Origin of the sequence: Nocardia aurea, from assembly GCF_003123685.1 — a bacterium.
Taxonomy (GTDB): Bacteria; Actinomycetota; Actinomycetes; order Mycobacteriales; family Mycobacteriaceae; genus Nocardia; species Nocardia aurea.
This window is the reverse complement of record NZ_QCYJ01000103.1, coordinates 793,292-801,942: the sequence shown is the minus strand read 5'-3', so window position 1 is coordinate 801,942 and position 8,651 is coordinate 793,292. Positions and strand designations below refer to the sequence as shown.

The 8,651-nt window shown below is 62.5% G+C and carries 21 protein-coding genes; all 21 read right to left on the bottom strand.

From position 1 onward, the window contains the following. Positions 1-63: 63 nt before the first annotated feature. The 21 genes from DAT37_RS24995 to DAT37_RS24895 all read right to left on the bottom strand — a co-directional run bounded on the left by DAT37_RS24995 (position 64) and on the right by DAT37_RS24895 (position 8,521). A complete protein-coding gene (locus DAT37_RS24995) occupies positions 64-273 on the bottom strand; it encodes a hypothetical protein (RefSeq protein WP_109527228.1) in 210 nt (69 codons plus the stop codon). Continuing rightward, on the bottom strand, positions 267-689 hold the full coding sequence (locus DAT37_RS24990) for a hypothetical protein (RefSeq protein ID WP_109527227.1): 423 nt from the start codon (positions 687-689) through the stop codon (positions 267-269). The genes DAT37_RS24995 and DAT37_RS24990 overlap by 7 nt, the downstream gene beginning before the upstream one ends. Next, positions 686-904, bottom strand: a complete 219-nt coding sequence (locus DAT37_RS24985; protein WP_109527226.1) for a hypothetical protein — start codon at positions 902-904, stop codon at positions 686-688. The genes DAT37_RS24990 and DAT37_RS24985 overlap by 4 nt, the downstream gene beginning before the upstream one ends. Before the next feature lie 580 nt (positions 905-1,484). After that, on the bottom strand, positions 1,485-1,673 hold the full coding sequence (locus tag DAT37_RS24980; RefSeq protein WP_109527225.1) for a hypothetical protein: 189 nt from the start codon (positions 1,671-1,673) through the stop codon (positions 1,485-1,487). Further along, positions 1,661-2,023 (bottom strand): hypothetical protein, encoded by a 363-nt coding sequence (locus DAT37_RS24975; protein ID WP_157978660.1) that lies wholly within the window; start codon positions 2,021-2,023, stop codon positions 1,661-1,663. Before DAT37_RS24975 ends, DAT37_RS24980 begins: the two co-directional genes overlap by 13 nt. Beyond that, the gene (locus DAT37_RS24970; RefSeq protein ID WP_109527223.1) at positions 2,020-2,253 is read right to left on the bottom strand and encodes a hypothetical protein; all 234 of its coding nucleotides are present in this window, start codon (positions 2,251-2,253) and stop codon (positions 2,020-2,022) included. Before DAT37_RS24970 ends, DAT37_RS24975 begins: the two co-directional genes overlap by 4 nt. Before the next feature lie 8 nt (positions 2,254-2,261). Further along, entirely contained in the window at positions 2,262-2,693 is a 432-nt protein-coding gene (locus DAT37_RS24965) for a hypothetical protein (protein ID WP_109527222.1), read from the bottom strand. Positions 2,694-2,811: 118 nt separating this feature from the next. Continuing rightward, positions 2,812-3,105 carry a hypothetical protein gene (locus DAT37_RS24960; protein WP_109527221.1) on the bottom strand — a complete coding sequence of 98 codons (294 nt, stop codon included), beginning with the start codon at positions 3,103-3,105 and terminating at the stop codon, positions 2,812-2,814. Continuing rightward, positions 3,102-3,683, bottom strand: coding sequence for a hypothetical protein (locus DAT37_RS24955; RefSeq protein WP_109527220.1), 582 nt, complete (start codon positions 3,681-3,683; stop codon positions 3,102-3,104). The genes DAT37_RS24960 and DAT37_RS24955 overlap by 4 nt, the downstream gene beginning before the upstream one ends. Positions 3,684-3,756: 73 nt before the next feature. Continuing rightward, positions 3,757-3,924, bottom strand: a complete 168-nt coding sequence (locus DAT37_RS44980) for a hypothetical protein (RefSeq protein WP_198654405.1) — start codon at positions 3,922-3,924, stop codon at positions 3,757-3,759. Positions 3,925-4,024: 100 nt separating this feature from the next. Next, the gene (locus DAT37_RS24950; RefSeq protein ID WP_109527219.1) at positions 4,025-4,228 is read right to left on the bottom strand and encodes a hypothetical protein; all 204 of its coding nucleotides are present in this window, start codon (positions 4,226-4,228) and stop codon (positions 4,025-4,027) included. Next, entirely contained in the window at positions 4,225-4,497 is a 273-nt protein-coding gene (locus DAT37_RS24945; RefSeq protein ID WP_109527218.1) for a hypothetical protein, read from the bottom strand. The genes DAT37_RS24950 and DAT37_RS24945 overlap by 4 nt, the downstream gene beginning before the upstream one ends. Then, positions 4,494-4,883, bottom strand: coding sequence for a DUF3310 domain-containing protein (locus tag DAT37_RS24940; RefSeq protein ID WP_109527217.1), 390 nt, complete (start codon positions 4,881-4,883; stop codon positions 4,494-4,496). Before DAT37_RS24940 ends, DAT37_RS24945 begins: the two co-directional genes overlap by 4 nt. Further along, positions 4,876-5,157, bottom strand: coding sequence for a hypothetical protein (locus DAT37_RS24935; protein ID WP_109527216.1), 282 nt, complete (start codon positions 5,155-5,157; stop codon positions 4,876-4,878). Before DAT37_RS24935 ends, DAT37_RS24940 begins: the two co-directional genes overlap by 8 nt. Continuing rightward, complete coding sequence (locus DAT37_RS24930) at positions 5,154-5,738, bottom strand: GIY-YIG nuclease family protein (RefSeq protein ID WP_157978659.1); 585 nt, start codon at positions 5,736-5,738, stop codon at positions 5,154-5,156. Before DAT37_RS24930 ends, DAT37_RS24935 begins: the two co-directional genes overlap by 4 nt. Continuing rightward, positions 5,735-6,130: a hypothetical protein gene (locus DAT37_RS24925; protein WP_109527214.1), complete on the bottom strand. Its 396-nt coding sequence runs from the start codon at positions 6,128-6,130 to the stop codon at positions 5,735-5,737. Before DAT37_RS24925 ends, DAT37_RS24930 begins: the two co-directional genes overlap by 4 nt. Positions 6,131-6,568: 438 nt before the next feature. Then, positions 6,569-6,925 (bottom strand): hypothetical protein, encoded by a 357-nt coding sequence (locus DAT37_RS24915; protein WP_157978658.1) that lies wholly within the window; start codon positions 6,923-6,925, stop codon positions 6,569-6,571. A gap of 323 nt (positions 6,926-7,248) precedes the next feature. Then, positions 7,249-7,467, bottom strand: coding sequence for a hypothetical protein (locus DAT37_RS24910; protein WP_157978657.1), 219 nt, complete (start codon positions 7,465-7,467; stop codon positions 7,249-7,251). Then, positions 7,464-7,826 carry a hypothetical protein gene (locus tag DAT37_RS24905; RefSeq protein WP_109527210.1) on the bottom strand — a complete coding sequence of 121 codons (363 nt, stop codon included), beginning with the start codon at positions 7,824-7,826 and terminating at the stop codon, positions 7,464-7,466. The genes DAT37_RS24910 and DAT37_RS24905 overlap by 4 nt, the downstream gene beginning before the upstream one ends. Before the next feature lies 1 nt (position 7,827). Continuing rightward, positions 7,828-8,136 (bottom strand): hypothetical protein, encoded by a 309-nt coding sequence (locus DAT37_RS24900; protein ID WP_109527209.1) that lies wholly within the window; start codon positions 8,134-8,136, stop codon positions 7,828-7,830. Positions 8,137-8,302: 166 nt separating this feature from the next. Further along, positions 8,303-8,521: a hypothetical protein gene (locus tag DAT37_RS24895; RefSeq protein ID WP_109527208.1), complete on the bottom strand. Its 219-nt coding sequence runs from the start codon at positions 8,519-8,521 to the stop codon at positions 8,303-8,305. Between the last annotated feature and the right edge of the window lie 130 nt (positions 8,522-8,651).

Genomic DNA, 8,651 nt, shown 5'->3' with positions numbered 1-8,651 from the left:
CCCCGCCGAGGATTTCGGCGACGGACCGTTTCGTGCGGTGTTCGCGGTTCCTGCGCCAGGGCCTCACCCGGTGCACCAATGCTGAAAGTCGAACGGGTATCCGTCGCAGTGCTTGCAGTGGATGCCGTCGAGGCTGGAGAAGCAGTGCGACCCGCTCTCGTTCTCGCTCAGCGAATACTCCACATCGCAGGCGTTGTCGGGTGTCCAGTCGCCCAGCACCTCGCCGAGTGCAAGCGCCTCGTTGAACTCGTCGGCGAGAGCTTGATTCAGCACTCGCACGCATCCCCGCCCGGACACTCCCCTGTTCGCCGAACTCCTTCACTGGATGCGGTGGAGGCGACCCAGGCGGCAGTCGTATGCCCGCGCCCTATGTGCCCTTCCGTGGCCGCCCGCCGCACCAACTCCTCGGCGCTGTACGTCCCGGGCGGCATATCAACCCACCAGACAGGCTCGGACAGCATGAGGGTGTCGCCCGGACGGACCTCGATGACTTTCGGACGATCGCCCGCCGCCATGACTACAAGCCCGACGCCGACACTGAGCAGGCAGATGACGACGAGCCCGCACAGCGTCCACGCGAACCAGGCAGGCACGGTCGACTCATGCGGCCACAGTGTGATGCCGAGCGTGAACCAGGCCAGAAAGGCGAGGGCCGATCCCGCCGCGACCGTCATGCAGGTCTTCGTCATCGCGACGGGTAGCTGACCGCGCGGACCTGCGCGACCTTCTCAATGGCTGCCGCGGTCTCAGCTTCCGATGCCCGACGTTCGATGTTGTAGACGACCGTCGGCGCAGGCTGCGACAGCCCATCTACCTTCGTGGAGAGGCGTCGAAGCTCGCGACGCTGCGCCTCCAGCCCCGCCTTCACCATGTCGACAAACCCCTGAAACTCTTCGTCGGTCACTACGCCTCCCAATGCGCTTCGATATTCGCGACCGTCAATGGCCGATGGATGATGGTGTGCGCTCGTCTCACCGCCACCATTTCGCTATCCGTCAACGGTCGCCCTTCATACATGAGGCAGCCGTGCGACAGGCAGTGGAAGCGGATTTGTGTGCGTTTACTCATCGCCCGGGCTACTGTCGTTAATCCCGGCTGATGCAGCCACCATGCGAGCGACAAAATGCCACCCGCCAATAGCGCCCGCGATAGCAGCGGCAGCCACGAGCGCACCGCTAATCGCAATCCGGGCCATCAGGTTCCCATTCCTCACCGACATCACTCACCAACTCGTCATCTTCCGGGCTATCCATCGCGGCCCCCGATCAATGTGTCGAGTTTCTTCCCCAACTCCATCAACTGGTCGTGGACCGCGATCGACGCCAACAACTGCGCAGCCATGATCTCCGAATCCATCGGACGGCCGAAATTGTGTCGCAGATTCAACGATGATGCGACCTGTCGTGCCCTATCAATTCCCTCAGGCATTCCGCCTCCTTTCCGTTAAATACAGAATACCGGCGGGGTCAACCTTTGAATTCGCGTCAGTAAATGATCGTCATCGGTCGCGGAGTAGGCGACGTGAGGTTTCCGCCGCGAACGTTGAAGACCTCAACTTGTTCGGTCCAGCAGCCGTAATTGCCGTCGTTCGCCTCGTATTCGACAATGACCGTCGAGTCGGGAGGGAATTCGGACAGTTTCGCGATCAACTCGGCGACGGTCAATGCAGCCACACGCCTTCACCATGCCCGCGCGGGGAAGCGTCGATTGGCGACGTGTCAGCCCACGATTCGACCGGGCCGACATTCATTCGCGCAGGCATCGCGACCATCGCCTTCGGTACGTCAGCGAACACAATCGGCGCACCATGAAAGGCGATCGGGCGATAGAGGTGGCTGATGTCTGACCATTCGCCGATCGGCAGAACGATCGTGAAGTTGTTGACGTTCATGCATTTCTTGATGTCGTGGATTTGACTGATTATCGCGGAAGCATCGCGCATGAACCGCCGTTCCGCTTCCGCCTGCCCGACAGTCTTCGGGTTGAGCAACGCCGCAAGTTCTTCGTAGCTAGGCCCGCTCATGCCGCTTCCCCCTCTTCCGGCCCGAACACGATCCGGGCGCATTCCCGATAGAACTCGGCGTGACCTTCCGGGCTGTCCTCGCACACGCGCAACCAGTCTCGGATGTCCCAGAACTTCCGGCCCGCGTCCATCCACTTATCGGCGCGCTCATTGGCGGCCCGGATGTCGCGGTCGGCCAAGATGCGGGCGGTGGCGTCGATCGCTGTCGCGATATCGTCGTGCGTGGTCATAGCGTCCCCTATCCGTACGAGCAATTGACGTGCCAACCCGGTCGACCTTCGGGCACCGGGAGTTCGAGCAGGCCCATGAATGCGGCGAGCTGCCCAGCCCATTCCGGCCTCACGGTCAGGTCGCGGAGTCGTTCACAGTCGCCGCCGTCAATGTCTTGCACCGAAGCTTTCACCTGCACGCACCAATAGGTGTCGCCCTCGCAATACCCGTAAGTGACCACTTCGACCGGGACGCTTGCCATGAGCGAATATCGTGCCTTATCGCCCGTCGAATCTTCCCAGCCGAGACGACGAGCGAGCGCCTTATCCCATGCTTCGTAATCGTCCTCATCATCTTCGGCGTCTTGCCACCATTGCGGCGCGGTCGAGTTCCAATGCCCGTCCTCCATGCCGCCGAGGTCGTAGCCGTAGAAAATGTCAACGCTCGGATGCGAGCCCATTCGATTCCCCTCGAATTGTTCGGTTACTAAATCCTATTTCCCGCGTCAACCTCGAAATTCGCCCGTTCAGCAAATTGCCCCTCTCCGCACCGCACGGAGAGGGGCAATTAACCGAACATCACGCGGACCGACGCGCCTTCGCCCATTCGGCGAGTTCATCGGCGGGCATCCGGCATTCGACGTATCGCCCGAACTGCTCCCAGGTCATGCCCAGGAATTCATGCAACGGCTGATAGTCGATGAGTCCGAGTTCGGTTTCGTGCCATTCCTCGGTCAGGTCGAGCATCAACGTTTCAGGGTCGCGCGGGTCGTGATAGGTGACCGCTCCCGCGTCGAATGCCGCCTCAATCTCGTCGGCCTGGTCGTTGTTGTCGTAGTGGTCGCGGATCGCGGCCAATTCGTCGGGGTTCACGCCGTCGCCTCGCCGTCGAGCAACGCCAGCACTTCACTCATGGCGCGCGCGTATCCGTCACGCTTCGGGTTCTTGTACTCGCCCGTGACGGCGTGCTGGGTGGCGCAGATGGTCGCCTCGTCATGCTTCGCCTGGATCGCCGCGCGCAGGTCTTCCATGCGCACCTGACGGGCCGCGATCCGCGCATAGTCGTCGGCAACGGACGCCTTCCACTGCTCATGCGCGTTCGCGATGCGCTCGGCCTCGTCGTTCGCCGCATCCCGTTCCGCCGTCAGCCGTCGCACCTTCTCCCCCAGGTCGGCGACGTTCTCCCACACGGCAGCCCAATCACCGTCGCCGTTGTCGATGATGTCGTGCAGCCCGGTTGCATCCAGTGCGGCAAGGTTCAAGCGGGTCACGGCATCACCGAGAGCCTTGTTGGACTGCTCGATACGATCGAGGATCCGTTCATCGGCCGCCCAGCTGCGCTGCAACGACTCCACCTCGCCCGCGATCCGTTCGAGTTCGGCCAACTGCCCGGGGCGGTCGCTGATCGCGGCTTGCGCTCGGATCTGATCGGCCAATGTCTGCACGGTCACGTCAGGTTCCTTCGGTTCGATGGGATGTCGGTACGGGTGCGGGAACGTCGGCCGCCCGCATCGGCCACACAGCTCAGGCATTCCGGCGCGCCTTCAAACGGTCCACGCGCTGCTCGGTGGTCGGCTCGATCCAGATATGCCAGGCGATTCCGGGCGCCCACCGCTGTAAATGCTGCTCACGGTCCACGCCGCACCAATGGCAGCCGTTCGGGTTCGGGATCGAATCGGGTTCCCTGCTCATGCGTCGCCTCCATCGCTGTACGGGCATTCGGGGGCGTGCCAACTCCACTGGTACGCAGTGAATTCCGCACCGCAGTACGGGCAACGGATCAGGTAGTCGCTCATGCCGCACCGTCCAGGTATTCGAGTTCCCAGGTCGGATGGAACGGCATCGCCCACTTGTCGCCGTCCAGTCGGATGCGCAGACCTCCACCACGGGCAGCGGTGATCGTCCCGAGTCGCGGTTCCTTGTCGCCCGTGTACCGAACCCGCCCACCACGTTTAGCGGGAACCTTGTAGTAGTCGCGCACGTACTGCATGCTCACGCCGCCTCCACTCGTCGCCACACGGTCGCGAACCCGCCATGCGAACGCGCAGGCGACGCGTCCACACCCACCCGCACGATCACCCCATCAGCGCGCAGGCGTTGCAGCAGTGGCCCGAAGCGGCGCGGCTCCTGCATGTCCGGCCAGCCCGCGGTGCGCATGCGGGCGTAAATGTCGGCGTTCGTGAACTGCGTGTCGGCGGGGAGCGCGCGAATCAGCTGCTCGGCGCGTTCCAGGTAACGGAACTCGGGTGGGGCGGTCGCGGTCATGCTGCCGCCTCCAGATCACGAATGGCCTGCTCGACTTCCTCCAGCGCGCCGTGAAAGTCGCTGTGGAGGCAGATGCGGATGATGGCGTGGTAGGCGCGGCTGTGCGGGCCGGGCGTCTCCATGAGCGGTTTCACGACATGCTGGTTCGTCAGTCCCACCAGCTTGCCGCTGCGGCCCTGAATAGCCGCCCTGTCGCCGTCTTCGCTAGCCCACCGCAGATAGACGGCAGCCTTGCGGAGGTCTTCAACGCCGTTCTTCTCGGCGTGACGCCAGCAATATTTCACCGCATTCCCAGCGAGGAACGTCATATGTCGCGTGACCGCGATGCACTCGCATGTGAAGCGGCCAGTCGAATAATGCGCGGGATGGTCCACCGGGTCAGCCATTGATGATGTCCTGTCCATGTTCGAGGGCGTGTTGCACATCTGCCACGGCGCGTTTCCATCCGCACGAAACCTCGTCGGCGTCAGGGTGGACATCGCAGCGAGGATGATCAGCCAAGGCCAGGCGCACGCGATCGACCAACGCCGCTTGCCCTTTGGCGTATGTGACGATGTCCAGCAACAATCCCGGCGGCATCTGGACCTTCTGGAGCCGGTCTATTGCCGCGCGGGCTTCCGATTCCAGCCAATCGAGATTCGGGGCGAGCGGGGAGGTCATGCCGCAGCCTCCATTGCTCGGCCCTGTCGGTAGACGAGGGCGGTTTCAGCCATCGCCACGACGGCATCGAATCGAACACCAGTGAAGTACTCGCAGCCATGGCTGGGCGACCCAAGGGCTCCGAGTATCCACTTTTCGTTGCTTTTGTAGTTATCGTGAAATTTAGAGAGCCAGAGCGCGTCGATGGAAACGTTGAATGGTCCCGCGTTTCCCATGTGCGTCTTTACTCTTTGGTACGGATTAGTGGTACTGCCCACCTTGACAACCCCGGTTGAGAATTCTAGCGCGTATACGTAGCCGAATTTGTTGAGCGCATTTCCGGTACGAAAGTGGCCGAGATCGGGGAGTTGGTCGAGGTCTAGGCTTCTCGTGGTGAAATGGTCGGCATTCATCGCCATCTGTTCCATCTCGGCTTGCAGCCGATTCTTGCGCTGGATCTCATCCCAAGACGACGGCCAATTGGAGCGGTACGCATGCTGGGTGCATCGACCATTTAGATAGTTCTTTTCGCCACATCTGGCTACTGCGCATTTGCGGATTGCCGTCGCAGTCAGCGCCGAGTTTGTAACAGGTGGCCTCATGCCGCTGCCTCCAAGGCTTCTGGTTCGTCTTCGGTTTCGAGGGTGATGGTGATGCGCGCGGGATGGGACGCGAGCCGTACGGAATAGGTCTCGGACAGGACGTATCTCGCGTCGTCCTTGGTCAGCACCCCGAGATCAACCAGTTCGTCGATCACGGCTTTGCCGAATGCGGTGAGTGAGCCAGCGTCGCGGATGCGCCTGTCCGGGGCATGCCAGGTGATCGTCACGTGACAGTGTTCGAGGCGGGGCAGATCGCCGCCACCCTCCAAGCGCACCCACTGCCCGACTTCCTCCCGCGCAGCCCGCACCCGCGTCCAATGCGCGCCACGCTGCTGATTCGACGTCAACGGCGGGCGAAGGATGGGGATGTCGAAGCTGTAGGCGGCGGTCACGAAAGCCTCAGCGGGCGTGCAACATGCGCCTCGTCGACGGAATCGAATCGCTGATCACAGCCGACGCAAATGTTGAAGCCACGCCTTTCGCGCGCCTCGCCCCATTCCGTTCGCCACCGCTGATAGCAGGTGTTGCAGGTGAGCCGTTCGGCGCATCCATGGCAGTAGACCCACCAATCCGCGCGCGTCCGATCACCCTCGTGGCGATCCGATTCGCAGACGATCTCGAACGAGAGGTGCCCGATCGACTCCGCCCGCTCATCTACTTGCACGCTCATATCACGCCTCGATTCCGTCCATTACCTGCCAGTTCGGCTTCACGGCGAGGCCAGTGCACGACGACCCCTCGCGACGCAGGCGGCTGACACAGTTCGCCGACATCCGCATTGCAGGCAGGGCACTGCACGCTTGTTGAGTGCGTCCGCCAATCCCTGGTAGTCATGCCGCCATGTCCTCCACTTCCCGTCGCGTCCAAAGCGGTTCGTCCTCGTCCGGTTTCGGCGGCACCGGAACCTTGTCGCTGTAGATCTCCCCCGCCCAAATCCCCGATGGCCGATGCCCGTCCTGCTCCTCGAACTCCTTGTGCAGCGCTTTGCAGGCGGCGAAAGCGGCTGCGGGGCAACGGTCCTGGCATAGCGTGGTTGCGAGGCTGCGGCGCGTGTCCGGGCTCGGATCAGAGGCAATGTGGTAGTCCCACATGGACGACCCGCGATGCTCCTTCATCTGCCGCCATTTCCGATGCCACTCCGACAGGCACGGCGCACCCTTGAACGGGTTGTCTTTCGGGGGCTTCATGCGCGGTCCACGAGAACGCCGGCCACTGTCAGGGCGTTGGATGCGGGTCTCGACATCGGGGTCTCCAAACGTGAAGGGCGGGCGTCTCGATGGATTACATCACTCAGCATATCGTATGTTGTGATGTAATCCAAGATCATGCGAGACACCCGCCGAAATGTCAGATCAGATAGTGCGCGGCAGACCAGTCGGCCAAACCCGCGGTCGTTCCGTCTCCCCCGCATCCGGGATGTAGGTCACCTGCGACCAGTCCGGGGCCAACGCTTTCTTCTCGTCCTCGGGCAACGCTTCATGCCACTCGTCGTACGGCTCCCACCACGCCATCAGGCAGCATTCCTCAGCTTGTTGTTGTGTCGACGTTCGACAAGCGGCTGATAGTCGTCCATCGCGGACCGAATCTGCACGCTCCCGTGAAGTACGCCGAGGTAGTCGCGCAACACCTGCTCGAACTCGGGACTGTTCTTCGCGGTCCAGTCGAGGCGTTCGGCGAGGTCTTCCAGGGTTTCGTAGCGGTGGGACGAGTAACCGCCGACGCTGCTCACGACGCCCACTCCTTCGCGAGCTGGTCGAGGACGATCGTTTCGTGCGCGGCCAAAATGTCCCCCAACCAGTCGACGGCAATCCGGTTGTCGGTAGCGAACAGTCCGCGGGCTTGCGTGATGTCCATGCCGAGCAGTTCGGCCGCGACGTCTTCGATGTCACGGAGTTCACCGGTACGCATGTTCGTGACTTCGGAGCCGTCCACGTGTTTGCGGCTGTCGCGCACCAACGTCCAGTCACTGCCGGACAGTCGGACGGCGTGACCGGCAACGCATTTCGCCCACGTGCCCTGGTCATGCTCGTCGGGGTGGGTGAGCAGGTGTTCGTAGACGGTGCGGATGTGCGGATAGTTGTAGTCCATGTCAGTGACTCCATTCGGCGTCGAGATTGATGCGGGGCGCGGCGTCGTTCCAGTAGTTGATGCGACGTGACACCTCGGCCGCTCGCTCCTCGTCGAGGGATTCAATGCGGAGCAGCAGCGCATACAGTCGGTCGCCCACGTCGCGGCTGTCGGCCTGGTCGGCGAAGTCGCGGAGTGCGGACGTGAGCACCTGCCAACGGTCGCTGTCGTGCTTGAGAGGCGCGAGCAGAAAGTCGGTAGAGCTGCGAAGTTGAGCGGCGAGGCCCTGCGCTACACCGATGGCGACTTGTGTGCCGAGATCGTCGGTCATCGGTTCCCTTTCGATGCGGGGTGTCGTGCGATTGCTGCGGCCCGTTTGCGGTCGGCGTGCTGGGCGGTTACGCCCTTGCGTCGGTACGGGTTGCCGTGGATGTTGATGCACGCCCAGCCTGCTTCGGACTGACATTTCGGGCACGGCACATCCCAGGCGTGGATGGTCATCGCGTCCGCGCCTTCACCAGTTCGAACAGCTCCAACAGTTCGGCATTCGAGATCCGCAACGCCTGATACTCGCTGCCATCGAAGAAGCGGAGTTCGACGGCGGGGCGAAAGCTGCCCTTGATGTCGACGCGGATGTCGGTTTCGATCCATTCAGCGGATGAATCAGGGAAGTCGTGGAGTACTTCGCCGCGGAGTTTGATGTCGTCGATCTGCATTTCGTTCTCCTGGTCGTTGTTTGGTAGGGGCGGCGCCCGAGAGATGTGGGGGTCGATCTCGGGCGCCGCACTCCTCCTGCGTCTCGGCCAGCCAGCGCGTACACGGTGAGGCTGCGGCCAGAGACGGCAG

Bases quoted from the DNA above. Each gene is read 5' to 3' on its own strand.
- DAT37_RS24930 (WP_157978659.1), bottom strand. From the start codon at position 5,738: ATGAGGCCACCTGTTACAAACTCGGCGCTGACTGCGACGGCAATCCGC.
- DAT37_RS24940 (WP_109527217.1), bottom strand. From the start codon at position 4,883: ATGGCTGACCCGGTGGACCATCCCGCGCATTATTCGACTGGCCGCTTC.
- DAT37_RS24905 (WP_109527210.1), bottom strand. From the start codon at position 7,826: ATGGACTACAACTATCCGCACATCCGCACCGTCTACGAACACCTGCTC.
- DAT37_RS24990 (WP_109527227.1), bottom strand. From the start codon at position 689: ATGACGAAGACCTGCATGACGGTCGCGGCGGGATCGGCCCTCGCCTTT.
- DAT37_RS24970 (WP_109527223.1), bottom strand. From the start codon at position 2,253: ATGACCACGCACGACGATATCGCGACAGCGATCGACGCCACCGCCCGC.
- DAT37_RS24935 (WP_109527216.1), bottom strand. From the start codon at position 5,157: ATGACCTCCCCGCTCGCCCCGAATCTCGATTGGCTGGAATCGGAAGCC.
- DAT37_RS24895 (WP_109527208.1), bottom strand. From the start codon at position 8,521: ATGCAGATCGACGACATCAAACTCCGCGGCGAAGTACTCCACGACTTC.
- DAT37_RS24900 (WP_109527209.1), bottom strand. From the start codon at position 8,136: ATGACCGACGATCTCGGCACACAAGTCGCCATCGGTGTAGCGCAGGGC.
- DAT37_RS24975 (WP_157978660.1), bottom strand. From the start codon at position 2,023: ATGAGCGGGCCTAGCTACGAAGAACTTGCGGCGTTGCTCAACCCGAAG.
- DAT37_RS24965 (WP_109527222.1), bottom strand. From the start codon at position 2,693: ATGGGCTCGCATCCGAGCGTTGACATTTTCTACGGCTACGACCTCGGC.
- DAT37_RS24915 (WP_157978658.1), bottom strand. From the start codon at position 6,925: ATGAAGCCCCCGAAAGACAACCCGTTCAAGGGTGCGCCGTGCCTGTCG.
- DAT37_RS24945 (WP_109527218.1), bottom strand. From the start codon at position 4,497: ATGACCGCGACCGCCCCACCCGAGTTCCGTTACCTGGAACGCGCCGAG.
- DAT37_RS44980 (WP_198654405.1), bottom strand. From the start codon at position 3,924: ATGAGCAGGGAACCCGATTCGATCCCGAACCCGAACGGCTGCCATTGG.